The organism is Acinetobacter sp. YH01003 (assembly GCF_013420525.1).
Lineage (GTDB): Bacteria > Pseudomonadota > Gammaproteobacteria > Pseudomonadales > Moraxellaceae > Acinetobacter > Acinetobacter towneri.
This window is the reverse complement of record NZ_VOXY01000012.1, coordinates 1-16,891: the sequence shown is the minus strand read 5'-3', so window position 1 is coordinate 16,891 and position 16,891 is coordinate 1. Positions and strand designations below refer to the sequence as shown.

At 40.9% G+C, this 16,891-nt stretch carries 16 protein-coding genes and 2 pseudogenes; 11 read left to right on the top strand and 7 right to left on the bottom strand.

Going from position 1 to position 16,891, the window contains the following annotated elements; translation table 11 throughout:
• Positions 1-2: 2 nt before the first annotated feature.
• The gene (gene parE / locus FTT70_RS10180; RefSeq protein WP_004974183.1) at positions 3-1,883 is read left to right on the top strand and encodes a DNA topoisomerase IV subunit B; all 1,881 of its coding nucleotides are present in this window, start codon (positions 3-5) and stop codon (positions 1,881-1,883) included.
• A 76-nt stretch (positions 1,884-1,959) separates the two neighbouring features.
• Here the strand turns inward: parE and FTT70_RS10175 are convergent, their stop codons facing one another.
• The 4 genes from FTT70_RS10175 to FTT70_RS10160 all read right to left on the bottom strand — a co-directional run bounded on the left by FTT70_RS10175 (position 1,960) and on the right by FTT70_RS10160 (position 6,085).
• Positions 1,960-2,661, bottom strand: a complete 702-nt coding sequence (locus tag FTT70_RS10175) for a phospholipase D family protein (protein WP_131261219.1) — start codon at positions 2,659-2,661, stop codon at positions 1,960-1,962.
• Positions 2,662-2,797: 136 nt separating this feature from the next.
• The gene (locus tag FTT70_RS10170; RefSeq protein ID WP_096901624.1) at positions 2,798-4,213 is read right to left on the bottom strand and encodes a DASS family sodium-coupled anion symporter; all 1,416 of its coding nucleotides are present in this window, start codon (positions 4,211-4,213) and stop codon (positions 2,798-2,800) included.
• A gap of 176 nt (positions 4,214-4,389) precedes the next feature.
• The gene (locus FTT70_RS10165; protein ID WP_180168604.1) at positions 4,390-5,172 is read right to left on the bottom strand and encodes a sulfite exporter TauE/SafE family protein; all 783 of its coding nucleotides are present in this window, start codon (positions 5,170-5,172) and stop codon (positions 4,390-4,392) included.
• Positions 5,173-5,344: 172 nt separating this feature from the next.
• The gene (locus FTT70_RS10160) at positions 5,345-6,085 is read right to left on the bottom strand and encodes an outer membrane protein OmpK (protein WP_070155832.1); all 741 of its coding nucleotides are present in this window, start codon (positions 6,083-6,085) and stop codon (positions 5,345-5,347) included.
• Between the two features lie 545 nt (positions 6,086-6,630).
• Between FTT70_RS10160 and FTT70_RS10155 the strand changes: the two genes are divergently transcribed.
• From FTT70_RS10155 to FTT70_RS10130, 6 genes are all read left to right on the top strand, one after another.
• Positions 6,631-6,996 carry an HPF/RaiA family ribosome-associated protein gene (locus FTT70_RS10155; protein ID WP_180168603.1) on the top strand — a complete coding sequence of 122 codons (366 nt, stop codon included), beginning with the start codon at positions 6,631-6,633 and terminating at the stop codon, positions 6,994-6,996.
• 164 nt (positions 6,997-7,160) lie between these two features.
• On the top strand, positions 7,161-7,703 hold the full coding sequence (locus FTT70_RS10150) for an ankyrin repeat domain-containing protein (protein ID WP_004974192.1): 543 nt from the start codon (positions 7,161-7,163) through the stop codon (positions 7,701-7,703).
• Positions 7,704-7,719: 16 nt separating this feature from the next.
• Positions 7,720-8,490 (top strand): transporter, encoded by a 771-nt coding sequence (locus FTT70_RS10145; RefSeq protein ID WP_180008537.1) that lies wholly within the window; start codon positions 7,720-7,722, stop codon positions 8,488-8,490.
• A 172-nt stretch (positions 8,491-8,662) separates the two neighbouring features.
• The gene (dsbD, locus tag FTT70_RS10140; protein ID WP_180168612.1) at positions 8,663-10,495 is read left to right on the top strand and encodes a protein-disulfide reductase DsbD; all 1,833 of its coding nucleotides are present in this window, start codon (positions 8,663-8,665) and stop codon (positions 10,493-10,495) included.
• Entirely contained in the window at positions 10,492-11,172 is a 681-nt protein-coding gene (locus tag FTT70_RS10135; protein ID WP_180096280.1) for a glutathione S-transferase family protein, read from the top strand. Before dsbD ends, FTT70_RS10135 begins: the two co-directional genes overlap by 4 nt.
• A 166-nt stretch (positions 11,173-11,338) precedes the next feature.
• Positions 11,339-11,902, top strand: a complete 564-nt coding sequence (locus FTT70_RS10130; RefSeq protein ID WP_004974205.1) for an FMN-dependent NADH-azoreductase — start codon at positions 11,339-11,341, stop codon at positions 11,900-11,902.
• A 107-nt stretch (positions 11,903-12,009) separates the two neighbouring features.
• Here FTT70_RS10130 and FTT70_RS10125 read toward each other — a convergent pair whose 3' ends face one another.
• A complete protein-coding gene (locus tag FTT70_RS10125; RefSeq protein ID WP_004974206.1) occupies positions 12,010-12,921 on the bottom strand; it encodes an alpha/beta hydrolase in 912 nt (303 codons plus the stop codon).
• Positions 12,922-13,075: 154 nt separating this feature from the next.
• Between FTT70_RS10125 and FTT70_RS10120 the strand changes: the two genes are divergently transcribed.
• Positions 13,076-13,513 (top strand): DUF2147 domain-containing protein, encoded by a 438-nt coding sequence (locus tag FTT70_RS10120; protein WP_004974208.1) that lies wholly within the window; start codon positions 13,076-13,078, stop codon positions 13,511-13,513.
• A gap of 96 nt (positions 13,514-13,609) precedes the next feature.
• Here FTT70_RS10120 and FTT70_RS10115 read toward each other — a convergent pair whose 3' ends face one another.
• Positions 13,610-13,957, bottom strand: coding sequence for a Spx/MgsR family RNA polymerase-binding regulatory protein (locus FTT70_RS10115; protein ID WP_026438350.1), 348 nt, complete (start codon positions 13,955-13,957; stop codon positions 13,610-13,612).
• 545 nt (positions 13,958-14,502) lie between these two features.
• Positions 14,503-15,321 carry an exodeoxyribonuclease III gene (locus tag FTT70_RS10110; protein WP_096901635.1) on the bottom strand — a complete coding sequence of 273 codons (819 nt, stop codon included), beginning with the start codon at positions 15,319-15,321 and terminating at the stop codon, positions 14,503-14,505.
• 39 nt (positions 15,322-15,360) lie between these two features.
• On the opposite strand from FTT70_RS10110, the gene pyrE reads away from it, so the two are divergent.
• From pyrE to FTT70_RS13710, 3 genes and pseudogenes are all read left to right on the top strand, one after another.
• Positions 15,361-16,011: an orotate phosphoribosyltransferase gene (pyrE, locus tag FTT70_RS10105; protein WP_096901637.1), complete on the top strand. Its 651-nt coding sequence runs from the start codon at positions 15,361-15,363 to the stop codon at positions 16,009-16,011.
• 473 nt (positions 16,012-16,484) lie between these two features.
• Positions 16,485-16,760 (top strand): annotated as a pseudogene (locus tag FTT70_RS10100) (PAAR domain-containing protein); the annotation flags it as partial.
• A 64-nt stretch (positions 16,761-16,824) separates the two neighbouring features.
• A pseudogene (locus tag FTT70_RS13710) lies at positions 16,825-16,891 on the top strand (helix-turn-helix domain-containing protein); the annotation flags it as partial.

The following is a 16,891-nucleotide window of genomic DNA, read 5'->3' as shown; positions in this document are numbered from 1 at the left end:
ACGTGTCTCAATATACCGCTCAATCTCTTGAAGTTTTATCTGGTTTAGATCCAGTACGTCGTCGTCCGGGCATGTATACCGACACCACACGTCCAAACCATTTGGCGCAAGAAGTTATTGATAATGCGGTGGATGAAGCACTTGCAGGGCATGCCAATAAAATTACCGTAAAAGTCTATAAAGATGGCTCTTTGTCGGTAGAAGACAATGGCCGTGGTATGCCTGTCGATATTCACCCAGAATACGGGCAAAGCGGGATTGAAATTATTCTGACCAAGCTGCATGCAGGCGGTAAGTTCAGCACCGACAACTACCAATTTTCGGGCGGTTTGCACGGGGTCGGTATTTCTGTAGTGAATGCCTTGTCCAGTCGGGTTGAAGTGACCGTACAGCGTCAGGGCAACCTGTATAAAATGGCTTTTGATCAGGGCGAAGCTGCTGCACCTTTAGAAGTCTTGGAAGGCAAAGCCCCAAAACGTGCTTCGGGTACGTTGGTACATTTCTGGCCTGAAGCTAAATATTTCGATTCACCTAAATTTGCGCTAAAAGCCTTAAAGCACAATTTAAAAGCCAAAGCGGTACTGGCTGCAGGTTTAGAAATTCATTACATTGATGAAATTAACGATGAAAAAATTGTCTGGCAGTTTGAAAATGGTCTAGTCGACTATTTGATGGATGAGCTGGAAGATCGTGAGATTGTACCTGCTCCTGCTTTTGTGGCGACAGGTGAGGCAGAACGTGCTAGTGCAGAATTTGCAATTTGTTGGAACGTAGAAGGTGGCGAGCAAATTCAGGAAAGTTATGTCAACTTGATTCCGACTGCGCAAGGCGGTACGCATGTCAATGGACTACGTTCTGGTGTGACCGATGCTTTACGTGAGTTCTGTGAATTACGCAATTTATTGCCGCGCAATTTAAAGCTATCTGCCGAAGATGTTTGGGATGGGGTTAACTACATTTTATCGTTAAAGTTCCAAGAGCCGCAGTTTTCTGGGCAGACCAAGGAGCGTTTATCGAGCCGTGAAGCGGCAAGCATTATGCAGAATATCGCCAAAGATGCTTTTGCCTTGTGGTTGAACCAAAACTCTGACATTGCCATGCAGCTGGCAGAAATGGCAATTTCCAAAGCAGGTCGTCGTTTAAAAGCAGCGAAAAAAGTAGAACGTAAAAAAATTGTTTCAGGCCCAGCCTTGCCGGGTAAATTGGCAGATTGCGTGGGACAAACCCGTGAAGAATCGGAACTGTTTATTGTCGAAGGTGATTCCGCAGGTGGTTCTGCCAAACAAGCACGTGATAAAAACTTTCAGGCGATCATGCCAATTCGTGGAAAAATTTTAAATACGTGGGAAGTATCTTCGGACGAGGTTTTGGGTTCGCAGGAAGTACACGATATTGCAATTGCGATTGGGGTTGACCCGGGCAGTGATGATTTATCTGAATTGCGTTATGGTAAGGTTTGTATTTTGGCTGATGCCGACTCGGATGGTTTACACATTGCCACTTTGCTGTGTGCCTTGTTCGTGAAGCATTTCCCAAGCTTGGTGGAAGATGGGCATTTATATGTCGCCATGCCGCCATTATTCCGTATTGATGACGGTAAAGATGTGCATTATGCGCTGGATGAAGATGAGTTAGAAAACACGCTGAAAAAAGCCAAAACCAAAAATCCGCAAATTACCCGATTTAAAGGTTTGGGTGAAATGAATGCCAGTCAGTTACGTGAAACCACGATGGATCCAAATACACGCCGTTTGGTGCAACTCGATTTGGATGATAGTCATTTTACCGCAGGTTTATTGGATAAATTGCTGGCTAAAAAACGCTCTGCAGACCGTAAAGTGTGGTTAGAGCAAAAAGGTAATTTAGCCGATTTGGCAGTTTAAGCTGATTTAATTTAGAAAAAGCATCCATTATTTCAAAAAAGTAATGGATGCTTTTTATTGTAATTTTGATTGGTGTTTATAATTCAATATTTTCAGGCCATAAAAAATATCCACCATATTGACTGGTTTTAAATTCTGCACCTACGTCTTTGCCTTGTTGAGTGAGTATGTGCTTTCCAGCATCATTGATATTTAATAAGCCTTTTTCGGTAAAATGAGCCAACAATTCATTGGTTTTCATTTTATGTTTTGCTGCAAGTTTAGATGATGTTAATTTACCAACATTATTGTCATTGGTTTCTTCAACAGATTCATTTATTGGTTCGGCTTTCACTTCATCTAAACTAATTCTAACTTCATCACTAATACGAATAATACGTTGCGCTTCTTCATAAGCATCTTTAAAGACATCTTGATCTTCATATTTGCGAATCAAAATGCCCATTTCGTTATTATTAATTTGGCTAAATTCATAAAGATTTAGACTAGAAATAATACATTCAGATTCATTGAGATAGCATTTAGCATGTAAGTTTTTACAAAAACTGAGCCGAACAAAATCAAGTTTTTGCATCCATTTTATTTCATCAGGATGTAAATCACTTTTTCCATAAACGATTCGAATATCAATTTTGAGTCGATCTTTATCTTCAAGTAACTCTTTAATACGGTCATTTAAACGTAAATATGGGCTAATTAAAATTAACCTTTCTTTGGCATTTTTTATCAGTTCTTCTAAGAAAAAATTGGTCGCGCTCGTATTTAAAAACTTAGCCATTTAACCCTCCTCATTGTGTCTAAATTATTATGTCCTGAGTATAGCGAATTTATTTAGGTAATGATTTGATGATTAAAAATATTCTAAAATTGAGGCGAAAAAATGGAGCATCTTGTGCTCCATTTTTTATTGATCCTTAACTAAAGAACCAATATACAAATAATGAAATAATAAATACGCACATGACGTTCAACACCATGCCCACACTCATCATTTCACTTTGTTTAATTTGACCTGTACCAAATACAATCGCATTTGGTGGCGTTGCCACAGGTAACATAAAGGCACACGATGCACCAATACCAATAATCACCACTAAAATTTCTTTTGGAATACCCATTTGGTCTGCAATTGCAGCAAATACAGGAACCAATAACGCAGCAGACGCTGTATTACTGGTAAATTCAGTTAAGAAAATAATGAAGATGGTCACCGCAAAAATCACTACCAATGGCGAAGTATCACCAAAGGTATTGGCAAGGGTTTGACCCAATACCAAAGATGCGCCTGAATCTTTTAAGATCGCACTGAGGGTTAAACCACCACCGAACAGTAATAACACGCCCCAATCGGTATTTTCAGCTACTTGCTTCCAAGATGCAGTACCTAGCATGACTACCAAACATGCAGCAGCTAATGCAGTCCATGTATCGGGTTGGCTAATGCCGAAGGTTTCGCTAAGTTTTTTACCAAAAATCCACGCCACTGCAGTACATACGAATAAAATCATCGTTGCAACACGGGTTTTGGTCCAAGGAATCACTTCAGTTTCAAAATGAATTTTTTGATTTAAATTTGGACGCAATACCAAATATAAGCTGACCAACATTGCTGGTAGCAAAATCAGCATCATTGGTAAACCAATTTTCATCCAGTCAGCAAAGTCATAGTCTAACGCTTTGGCTGCAATAGCGTTTGGTGGCGAACCTACCAACGTACCCAAACCACCTAAACTGGCAGAGTAGGCAATCCCCAATAAAATGAAAACGAAGGTTTTACGCTCTTTAGTGGCATCGAGGTGTGATAACAAACCCAGCGCCAACGGTAACATCATCGCCGCCGTGGCTGTGTTGGAAATCCACATCGACAACGCAGCAGTGACAATAAAAATAGATAAAACCGAAATCCCCAAGTGACCGCCCGACATGGAAATAATCCACATCGCAATTTTACGATCCAGTTTCTGAATGTGCAGTGCAGTCGCTAAAGCAAAACCACCAAAGAACAGGAAAATAACAGGATCGGCAAAAGTCGCCAATGCCTTGCTGGTGCTAATTGGCTCAAGCACTTTGCTGGCATTTTCTACAGGCATGCCCAAAATTACGGCAAGCACCGGCACCAAAAGCGCGGTAATGGTAATGTGTACAGCTTCGGTGAGCCATAAAATACCAATAAAAAGCAACAGACTTAGACCCTTATTTGCATTTTCATCATAGGGCAAGACATTGTATAAACCGAAAGAGAGCAGGGCTGCAATTGCAACAATCACCCAGGTCTTGATCAGTTCTTTTCGCTTAATATTGGCTGGCACTTCTATATGGTTATTTTCCATAGAAGTTCACTCCGTCAAAAGGAATTAAAAGAAAAGAGGGAAGATTGGTCGATGCAAACGACCGAAGCAGTCTGAATAGACTGTTTTTTAAGCTGGTCTTAATTATAGGTGTAAATAATTATTTAAGCCAAAAAAAATCTAAATAATTTTCCATTTGTTATGTTTATTGATCTGATTTATATCAATAAAGCAGGTGATGTTTGGATGATGAATAATCCTTGAGCAATTGCGTAAATAGCCATGAAACCAAGTAAAGTAAATACAATGTGCTTAAATACAGCCTGAGAAATATTTTTACGAATCAGACTGCCCACATAAACCATTGCCACAGAAAATAGGCAAATCAGTGCCAAAACTTTAAATTGTGTGCTGCTAAATTGTTGAATTACTGGATATAATACTGCCAGTTGAATGAGTTTAGAGACAATAAAATTAAGATTACTAATCACCACAATATCGGTTTTGCTGTGTTGAGTGCTGAGTAAATACATCATTAGAAATGGTGCCATGGCATTGGTCGCACCACCAATCACACCTGCCAGCAAACCAAAAATCAGCATATTTTTGAGTGAGGCAGAAATTTGCAAAGGACGTTGTCGAAATTGATCGGCCACGTACAATAAAATCAGTACGCCCATTGCCAATTTTAAATAACCTTCGTTCAGAATGAGCAGCAAACTGACGCCCAAATAGCTGCCAATCAGCGCACTGAAGATTAAACCCCAATATTTTTTGCAGTAGCCATATAAACTGCTGAATATAGATTGTGTGGCATCGCCCCGCAGCATGTAGATATTGAGAAGCAAACAGGGAATCAGAACCAAAGCAACCGCAGTACTGAGTGGATATAACATCGCCACCGCAGCCGTACTGAGCATAGGAAAACCAAAACCGCTCATGCCATGCAAAATTGCAGCAATCGCACAAAACAGCAGAATAATGAAATCGGTTTTTTGCATGTGGGCTTCACAGTGCTTTTTATTTGAAATTTAACTCAATGTAGCGGAGTTTTGAGCTAAGTACAAATGGGTTGCGTGGTGGAGAGCAATGCATATTTATTGGAAACTATTTTAATGACCAATAAAAAAGCAAGACCGAAGTCTTGCTTTTTTGAACAGAGAAAAATACAGCTTAGAAATGGTATTTGACCAATGCGCTGACATCGTTTTGATTGATGCCTGATTTATTACCGTATTTGTTGTTCCAAACAGAGTGTTCGATACCGACATATAAACGTGTATTTGGCGAAATGTGTTTGCCTGCATTCCATTTATATTGTGTAGTCCAGTTGAGTTCGCTAGCGTGGTCATCTTCTGCAGTAGACCAATCAAGGAAACCATCTACTAAAAAGTCTTCAGCACCGACTTTAAATGGAAGACCGTAAGCAAACGTCATTTGATAATCATCTTGAGAGATATCTTTATCATTATCTGCTTTGTAGAAGTTCAATTGCGCATATTTGAAATATGGAAGCTCAAGATCAAAACCAATACCGTATAGGTAATTGTTAAAGCCTTCGCCACCTTCCCAAGTGGTTGCAATTAAAACATCTTTAATTGGACCAAAGGCAAGTTTTTGACCAGAAACAGCGCCTAAGCTTAAGCGTGGTGATACTTCAAAGTAAGTGTCATTGCCATCTACATCATTGTTTGAACGGTCAGCAAAGGCAAAAAAATCACCATATTTAAAACCAGCAGCGTATTCAAAAGTTACAGTGCTTTGTTCAATCTCTTGATCGCCAGTTAAAAAAGGTGATTTGTAATTTTCACCGTATAAACCTGTCACGCTAAAATCTTGCCAAATCGGTGCAGCTTGCGTAAAAGTTGCAGCAGTGGAGATTGCGCACAGCGCAGCAATATGTGTAAGTTTCATAAAAATAGACCCCAATAAAAGCGTTTCAAGGATACAGATTCTTTAGCAAAAATAAAGCAAAATTCGATTATTGACGGGTCATTTTGGGGTGTTTTTTATCAGTTTTTGGGTTGAGTGTTTTTTAAACGATTTAAAACCAATGGTCAAAATGCAAAGGCGAATATTGCAGATGTAACTAAACCCTTTAAAAGCATCAAGTTTCTTATTGGCAATAGATTGAACAACATGGTGCTATCCAAATTGATCGCTTATTGAGCATCTAAGCTGAAATTGGTGATAAAAGGGTTATTCTTTTGCTGCTTTTCTATAAATATCGCTTGCATATTTTTCAGATAGGCCCGATATTCAAGGTATAGGGACACGGTTCTGCAGAATTAAAAGTGTTCATCATTCACGTAGGAGGAAGTGATTCCAAACTAAGTTGAAGATGTACTTTATGCTGTAAAAACAGCACATTATAAACACGCCAAAACGTATATATAAAATTATGTGTAAGATTTTGGCACAACAAGATTCAGAAATAACGAACGCAAGAGGATGAAATCATGAACATTGAAATCCGTACCGATAAAAACATTCAAAACAGTGATCGATTAATTAGTTACGTTCGTGAAGAACTGAATAATGAATTCCAACGCCACAGTGAGCGTATTACCCATTTTTCAGTGCATTTTAGTGATGAAAATGGTGAAAAAGGCGGTGATGATGATATTCGTTGTATGATTGAAGCACGTCCAGCAGGTCTAAAACCAGTGGTTGTGAATCATCGTGGTCATAATATTGATACAGCCATTTACGGTGCGATTGACCGTTTAAAACGCAGCCTAGAACATGCGTTTGAGAAAAATGAAAATCCTCGTGGTGCTCGCCCAGAATTTGTAGATACAGATGTTGGTGGCGACGACGAATAAGGATCAGACAGATTCCAAGAGCCTCGCAAATTTTGCGAGGCTTTTTTGTGTTTGCATGTAGCCAATGCACTAAATTCACGATTTGCTGACATTTATCTCATACAAATGTCGCTTTATTGGGCATAATAGTTCTAAATTAAACATTGAATAAGAGAGCTCTCTGCATGTTAACTGCGCAACAACAAGTCTTGGTGCAAGCAATAGAAGAATTAGACCTTGCCCAAGTGCAACGCCTATTGGCAGACGGTTTAGACCCTAACTTTATGGATGCCGAAAAAGGCCCTGTGATTTCAGTCTGGTCAGATGGTTTATTTCAATGGTGGGAAAAAGTCTGCGAAGCATATGAAGCAGGTCAGCCACTCACAGAGCAGCAAAAACAGCAAGATTTGCAAGTGCATTTAGATATTTTAGAGGCCTTGATTCAAGCCAAAGTGAATTTGCATTTATGGGATGCCGAAGAAATTTACGGCCCATTGTGGGATGCGGCTTCTGCAGCATGTGTTCCTGCGGTACAGCGTTTATTAGATGAAAAAGTCGATCCGAACAGCAAAGATGAAGATGGTTTAACTATTCTATCTTCAATTAGTGATTTATTGTTTGATTGTGATTTTGATGAAATTCAGTGGTCGGATGCTTTGCTAGAAGAACAGCAGACTTTAGAATTGTTGCGTCGTTATGGCGCAAAAATGAGCAAAGAATTGGCCTAAGAGCAGAGATAAAAATATGTCAGCATTAAAAACAGTTGGGTTAATCGTGGCGGCAGGCATCAGCATGCAGGTGAGCGCGGCAGATTTTGAGTTTGATCGTCCTGGTGCAGGAATGAGTACGGGTATTACACCTGTAGGGAAACTGGCTTGGGAACAGGCTTTGCCAAGTGCAAGTTATCAAGAAAGTAACGATGCTTCGGGCGAAAAAGTTAAAACTACTCGCCTTAATGCTGACATGCTGTTACGTACAGGTTTGGCGCAAGATTTAGAGTTACAGCTGGGCTGGCAAGGGCCTGCATGGAGCAAAAGCAAAACTGCAGGTCAATCGGTTGAAGATGATGGTTTGGGTGATGTCAGCATTGGTTTAAAACAAGCCATTGACTTAAATGATGACAAACTTTCTATGGCCGTGTTGTTGCAAGCGCTAATTGCCACAGGCAATGATGGCTTTAGCGAAGAAGATGATATTTATAGCTTGGGTACGGCAGTCAGCTATCAATACAGTGAGCTGTTAAAAACAGGCATCAACATGCGTTACGATGTACAAAATAGCGATTGGGCGGTTACAGCAATTCCCAATATTCAGTATCGTTTAAGCGATCAATGGTCAGGTTTTTCAGAATTGGTCTATCGTAAAGCAGAAAGTCAGGACAATGAATATGGCTTAACTTCGGGGGTGATTTACGCACTGAATGAACGCACTCAGCTGGATGCCAGTGTCGGTGTAGATTTAGACGGTGCAGATAAAAGTTACCGTGCAGGTTTAGGTATGGCGTTTTTGTTCTAAGCAATCGAAACCATTTAAAGCTTTAAAATACGTTGTATGCTGCAGCAGGCCAAAGTTATTAAGTATTAAGCTTGCTGCAGATCTGTTTTCATCCTAATAAAGTTCATGCCGAGGCGAGCAGAACATGAAGCAGTCCTTATTTCAGACCTTTTGGCAAGTTGCTGTTGATCTAATGGCTGATATTTTACGTTATGTGGCGCAGGGCTTATCTTGTCTGCTCGCAAGTCTACTTTTATTGTGTTCGCTAAGCCTACACGCAGAAGCACCTTTACTCCCACCCGAACAAGCCTTTCAGTTTAGCGTTGAATCGGTCAATCCCCAACAAGCCGAACTGCGCTGGAACATGCCTGAACAGTATTATTTGTATCAGCATCAATTTAAGGTTGAGCATGGACAGCAAATACTGGCTTTAGAGTTGCCTCCCGCAGAAGATGTTTATGATGAAAACTATGGACATACTCAGGTTTATTATCAACAAGTCAGTTTTAAAATTCCCACGCAGGCTGCACAGCGCTATCAAGTGAGCTGGCAAGGTTGTGCGCAAGATCGACTTTGTTATCCACCACAGCGCATTGAATTTCAGACAGACAGCACTGGTTTGGTGATTTTAGACAATCAAAGCGCAGCACAAAAAAATCTGTGGGGTGGACACAGTAACCCAACCCAGAATGTGTTTTCGACAACACCTGCCAACTCCACGCTAGCATCTTCAACAAGTCCTGCAGCAGCACAACCCATCACAGCACAAGATCAAATATGGTCAGAAAAACTGGCACAAAGTTCGTTTGCCTATGGCTTGCTGCTGTTTTTGGGTTTAGGGGTTTTATTGGCCTTTACCCCATGCTCCTTGCCGATGCTACCGATTTTGACCTCCTTGTTGGTGCGTGAACATAAAGGTGTCAAAGCGTGGACGATTGCACTGGTCTTTGTCTGTAGCATGGCAATGGTCTATGCCATATTGGGTTTAATTGCGTCATCCGCAGGTTTGAATTTTCAGCGCTGGTTGCAGCAACCTGCGACTTTAATTGCTTTTAGTTTGCTGTTTGTGCTGTTTGCCTTAAATCTGTTTGGACTGTTTGAAATCAAGTTGCCGCGTGCTTGGGTCAATCGACTAGATCAGGCACAATCCATGCAAAAAGGCGGCAATTTGGCAGGTGCTGCACTCATGGGCATGTTGTCGGCACTTTTGGTCGGCCCATGCATGACTGCGCCATTGGCAGGGGCGTTATTGTTTATTTCACAAACCCAAAGTCAGATGCAGGGGGCGTTGCTGCTATTTACGCTCGGGTTTGGCATGGGTTCGCCGTTATTGTTGGCCAGTGTGCTTGGGGCAAAAGCTTTGCCACGCGCAGGTTTGTGGATGCATCAAGTCAAAGTGCTGTTTGCCTTTATTATGTTGGCATTGGCATTGTATTTTATTCGTCCGTTATTGGGTGAAGCATGGATGCAATGGCTTAGTTTGGCACTTGGAGTGGGTTTTGTCGGCTATGTGCTGCATCGTTTGAGTGGCTATCATGGTACGCTGCGGGCGATTTATCTGAGTGCGTTATTGGTGGTGGTGCCGTATCTGATTTATAACCAATATCAACACAGCCAGCGTTTTTGGCAGCAGGAAAACGATGCGGTTTTAGAATGGCACCGTGCAACGACTGCAACGGAATTACAACAGTTACTTGCCCAAGCTCCGAAAAATCAGCGCATGATTATAGATGTCTATGCCGATTGGTGTGTGGCGTGCCGTCCGATTGAGCAACAGGTATTGACATCTTCCACTGTAAAACAGGCACTTGCAGAATTTTATTTAATTAAACTCGATTTAAGCCATTACGATGCCAGTCATCAAGCTTTGCTGAATAAATGGGAAATTTTAGGGCCACCTACCTTTTTATTTTTGGATGCACAACAACAAGAAATTCGCAGTCTGCGTTTAACGGGTGCGTTTAACGAAAGCACCTTGTTAAATCAACTGCAGCAACTTCAAACCACACAGGAGTCATCGCCATGATGCAGCTGTATATTGCCAATAAAAATTATTCGAGCTGGTCGATGCGCCCGTGGTTGGTACTGAAGGCGTTTGATTTGGCTTTTGAAGAAATACAACTGAACTTTCCATGCGAGCGTGGTGAGGGCGATTTTAAACAACGTGTCCTAGAAATTAACCCCAATGGTAAAGTGCCTGCCTTGTTAGATCAGGGCATGTTGATTTGGGATTCTCTCGCCATTTGTGAATACTTGGCAGAGCAATATCCTGAACAGGCACTTTGGCCGCGTGATGTACAGCAACGCGCTTGGGCGCGTAGCATCAGCGCAGAAATGCACAGTGGTTTTACCGATTTACGCAGTTTATGTGGCATGAATATTCGCGCCAATTTAGCAGAAGTGGGTACAAAATTATGGCAAGAACATTCGGGTTTAAGACAGGATGTGGCACGCATTGAACACATTTGGGTGGAACGTCCTGCTGTAGATGGTTTCTTGTGTGGTGAATTTAGCATTGCCGATGCGTTTTATGCTCCTGTGGTGACGCGTTTTATGACTTATGCCTTGCCTGTAAGTGCCAACAGCCAACACTATATGCAGCGGGTGATGCAGCATCCTGCTATGCGCGCTTGGGTACACGCCGCATCACAAGAAGCAATGTGGGTCAATTATTTAGAGCCTTATCAAAAACCAGCAAAATGACTTGGAAAAAGCAGGATTAGGAAAAATACTGCGGAAGTTTTTGTGCGGTAAAGTGGTCTTTTTTGTTCCAAAAATAAAACATAGTGTCTTAGTTTTCCCAATTATTCTATTTACGCTGCACGATTAAAATAGCGTTATTAAATGAATACAAGATTGGAACATCCCCATGAAAATTTTACACATCGACTCGAGTATTTTAGGTGAAAACTCAGTTTCACGTCAGTTAAGCCAAGCGATTGTGCAACAATTGACTGCAAAAAATAGCAATGCACAGGTCGATTATTTAGATTTGGCACAACAGCCGATTCCGCACTTAACTGCCGAAATTTTAATGGGGCAGGATGCAGAACAAGCGGCTTTGGGTGAAAAAATCATCCAACAATATATTGATGCCGATGTCGTGGTGGTGGGTGCAGCCATGTATAACTTTGGTTTGACTTCAACTTTAAAAGCATGGATTGATCGCATCAGCGTGGCAGGTAAAACCTTTAAATATACCGAGCAAGGGCCTGTAGGCTTGGCGGGTGAGAAAAAAGCCTATATCGCCAGTAGCCGTGGCGGTGTGTATGGTGATAACAGCCCTGCCGATTTTCAGGAAGATTTCTTGAAAACCATCTTCAACTTTACAGGGGTGAATGATGTAGAAATTATTCGCGCTGAAGGGGTGAGTATGTCGGAATTTAAAGACCAAGCTGTTGCCAATGCGATGCAAAAAATTCAGGCGATTTAACCCACTATTTCAATAAAAAAAGCTCAGTGCCTTGAGGGTGCTGAGCTTTTTTTATATAGATGGATCGGCTAAAAGGGTTGGTTAGCAAAGCCTTGTTATGGTTGAACTTAGCTCTGATCTTGCCGATGTGCAAACTCTGCTAAATCTGCCAATGCACGTTTGGCTTCTTCAAACCACGGTGAAAACATTTGAAAATTGTGCCACATACCCGTGTAGAGTTTGTAATGCACTTCTACGCCTGCCTGTTCGGCTTTTTCTTTAAAACGTGTTGCATCATCCAGCAAAATTTCTTTAGAGCCAATTTGTACTAAAACTGGTGGTAATTCGTGTAAATCATCAAACAATGGCGAAATTTGCGGGTCTGCCCGATCAAGTTCAGGCGGTACATAGTAATCAATGCCTGTTTCCAGCGTTTCAATTGACAGCAGGGCATCATGCTTGCTGTTATAACGCAAGGATTCACTGGTGAGGGTTAAATCTAAAAATGGTGACAGCAGCATTAAGCCACTCACTTGCGGCAATTGCTCATCACGTATTTTTAAAGCTAGCGCCAACGCTAAATTTGCACCGCAAGAATCTCCTGACAAAATAATATCTTTGGCGTGTATACCTTGCGCCAACAGACTTTGATAGACATCAAACACGGCTTCCAAAGCATGTGGAAAAGGATGCTCAGGTGCAAGCGGATAATCGACATGAATCACTTGCATTTGGGTGCGTGCCGCAACTTGACTCAAAAATGCTCGATGGGTATTTAACGAACCCAGAAAAAAAGCCCCGCCATGAATATGAAAAATGAGCTGTGTTGCAGCATTCTGTGGTTTTAATTCTTCGGCATGCAGACCTGCTAAACGCAGCGCGCGTACCTGCACCGACTTTTGCATGGGAAATAAACGGCACATTTGTTCTAGTGCAAAACGTACAGAATTGGGGGGTAAATTAAATTGGCTTGGTTTGCGAATGGTGGTTTTTAAAAACTGCTCTGTAATAATTTGTTTCCACATGGGGTTAATCTTCATGATTTTTCCATCTTGTTCTTTATTTGATCGGATATTTGTGTATTTACCAACATAATTTACAAGGGTACACTAAACGGTCACATTCAAAAATTGCAAATTTGTTGTGACTTTTTAATAATAAAGTTGTCTGATAGTAGACCAGGGAAACAAAACAATGAAAAAAATTGCACTTGCATTCGGGCTGTTAGGTTTAAGCGCTTTGGCCAATGCTGCAGATCCGCTTAACGGCACAGTTTGGAAAACAATTGACGACAAAACCAAACAACCCAAAGCCACGGTAAGATTTACTGAGCAAAAAAATGGAACTTTAACCGCAAGCATTCAGTCAATTTTAACGCCTGGTGAAGAAAATGCCTGTACAAAATGTGAAGGTCCGTATCACAACAAATCACTCAAAGGTTTGACCATTGTTCGCGGTCTGAAAAATACAGGCGGCACGAGCTACGATGGTGGTTCAATTCTTGACCCGCAAACAGGTAAAACCTACAAGCTAAAAGGTAAACTTGCCGATGGTGGTAAGAAACTGGAATTGCGTGGTTTCATTGGTGTAGCGGCATTGGGTCGTAACCAAACATGGATTCGTGCGAACTAAGCATGTATTCCACCTGTGCAGTTGAAATCATATTGCACAGGATATAAAAAAACCTGCTCCATGTGAGCAGGTTTTTTTATTGGTATTTTTTTAAACTTAACCTAAAGCACGATAAGCCGCTTCATCAAAACCCGCAATAAAGCCTGATTCAGTTTTTAAGACAGGACGTTTAATTAAACTGGTGTGAGTGCAAAGTGCTTCAATTAAGTTGGCTTCACTGGCCAAAGCAGCTTGCTGTTCTGCTTCGCTGAGTTTGCGCCAAGTGGTGCCTTTTTTATTCAGTACTACATCTTGCCCAAGCGCATCTAACCAACTTTTGACAGTGTCGGCATCGATCCCTTGTTTTTTATAATCGTGAAACTCATAACTTAGCCCCAATTCATTGAGTAAATCGAAGGCTTTTTTCATTGAATTGCAGTTCTTAATCCCATAAATTTTTAACATATTTTTTTCACGTTAATATCATCAAACTGGCTATAGCCTAGCCCAAAACAGCGCTAAGTGCTAGAAACTTGCAGTGAACAATGATTGGCTGTTTAAATGGTATGTGTCATCAATACGTCATACCGATGTCACCAAATTGACACTTGATCGCTCTAAAATGGGACGCATAAACAGAAAAAAATGAAAAACTTGATAAGAACAGACTCTAGTGAAAATAAAAAATACAGTGAAGAACAACAGTAACAGCGCAAAACAGAAAATAAGATGATAAAAAGAGAAAACCCGCATTTAATCATCCTGATTATGCGGGTCTCATTTTAACGTCCATTGTTACATCCTTGAAACTAACCAAAACCAGTTAGTTTATTTTCCATCCTTCGGCTTCCAATCCTTTTGTGTCATCCTGACTGTCCCTTTGCCGTGATGCAATAATGCGCTGAATCGACTTGAAGATAAATACACAAAGTCGACAGATTATGTGCGAATTGAACCTCAGTTGAGTGAACAACTGTTCACTCGTGTAGGCTGTGAAATTTGTGTGAATATTAGATCTTATAATCAATAATCACGGGAGCATGGTCACTAAACCATTCTTCTTTATACACCCAAGCATTGACAGTGCGTGCTTTCCAGTCGGGTGAACAGGCATGATAATCAATCCGCCAACCAACGTTCTTGGCACGGGCTTGCCCGCGATTTGACCACCAAGAATACAACTCTGCTTCATGGCGTACTTCACGGAAGGTATCGACATAGCCCAAGTCATTATAAATATGATCTAACCATGCACGTTCATGCGGTAAGCAACCTGAAGACTTTTGGTTACCTGACCAGTTTTTAATATCAATGCGCTTATGCACAATGTTGTAATCGCCACAGACAATGATCGATTTATTGTCTTCACGCCACTGTTTTAGAATTTTTTGATACTCTTCTAAAAAGTGATCTTTCCGCATTTGGGCTTCTTCACCTGAAGAGCCAGAAGGCAAATACAGTGAACAGATGTAAATTGGGTGATCCAGTCCTACATCAAATTCAGCACTGATAAAGCGACCCTGAGAATCGGCCAATTCAAAGCCTAAACCATTTTGCACAGAAACAAACGGCAAACGGCTATAAATAGCTGTCCCTGCGTAGCCTGCGCGTTCTGCAGGGAAAAGATGCGTGTGCCAGCCTTCTGGCTTAAATTTATCGGTCCATTGGGCGTGTGTGATGCGGCTTTCCTGCATGCAAATCACGTCTGCTTCAGACTTTTCCAACCATTCGAGTAAGCCTTTGCTTACCGATGAACGCAACCCATTGACGTTAATTGAAACCACTCGAAGAATTTTTTGATCACTCGGATAGCTACTCTTTGGTATCATGCTCAGGTCTTACCTCAATGTATTAATTTGGAGCACCTCATGACATCGCCAGCTCAATTTAACCCGCAAGCTTTTATCGAACTCGCCTTATCACGTGGTGTGCTTAAATTTGGTGAGTTTACTTTAAAATCGGGTCGTGTGAGTCCTTATTTTTTTAACGCAGGTTTGTTGAATGATGGCGAAGCTTTATCGCTATTGGCTTCGGGCTATGCAGATCAACTCATGCAATGCAAAAATGTAGATGTTATTTTCGGGCCTGCCTATAAAGGTATTCCATTTGTGGCAGCTACAGCAGTGGCTTTATCGCAAAATCATGGCGTAAGTGTGCCGTGGGGGTTTAACCGTAAAGAAGCCAAAGATCATGGCGAAGGCGGTGTGTTGGTGGGTGCTGCGGTTGAGGGCAAAAAAGTTTGGATTATTGATGATGTGATTACTGCGGGTACGGCTATTCGTGAAGTGGTGACTATTTTGAAAAATGCAGGCGCACAAATTGCGGGCGTATTGGTGGCTTTAGACCGTCAAGAAAAAGGTCAGGGCGATTTGTCTGCTATTCAGGAAGTGCAAAAAGAGTTGGAAATTCCTGTGCATGCTTTAATTACCATGAAAGATTTAATGAATTATTTGGATGCTAAAGGTGAAAAAGATGCCTTGGCGAAAATGGAAGCGTACCGTGTGAAGTATGGGATTTAAGTTGTTTTGGAGAAGGAAGCGAGAGCTTCCTTTTCGCTTTTATTCAGTTTGATTTTTAATAATATAATGAAATGTAATAAATAATAAAAAAGCCCGACTGAGGGGTGAGACAAATTTTGTATTTTTAAATCACATTAAAATTTAATATGAGAAAAGTACTATGATTTTTTACTAATTTAAAAGTTTGTTATACTTCGCATTATATAATAAAAACATATACGAACTCAAAAATGACAAGATCAACTTCGTTATACAAATTATTTATCAAAACACTAGAACAACAGATGTTCTCAAAAGAGATTGAGCAAATCTTAAAAGTTGTTGAAGGTATCACTGCTCTATTGGTCAGTAGTCAATTAAAGAATGGCGATGAAATTATTGATACTTTTAACAATTCGGTGGCAATATGCATTTTTAAAGATCAATTAACATTTCAGAACTCTCTTAGTCATGACTAAACTATAAGGATTAAGATTATGAGAGGTTTTGCTATTCATAATGCACCAACTAATCATGGTGGTCGTATTCTAGCTACTCAGATAAGAAATTCTCAAATGGGCAATTCTTTTGTTAGAGCGGGCGATGGGCATTTCTGTCCAAGATGTAAATGTTGGTCTTCAGTGATTAAAAGCCATGACCATATTATCTTTGATGGTAAGCCAGTTGCTTATGTCGGGGATAAATTAACATGCGGTGCTATTATTCAGCCGCAACAGTCGCATGTTGTTGGTGGGAGTAATGCTAATTATCATATAAGTTGACAAAAATAACTAATCATGCGAAAAAGTTTTTTTAGTTAACAGATGTTCACACATGCCTCGAATTGTTTCTGTACCACTTAGTTTAGAACAGCGAGAACGACTCATTTTTCTGGCCAAGC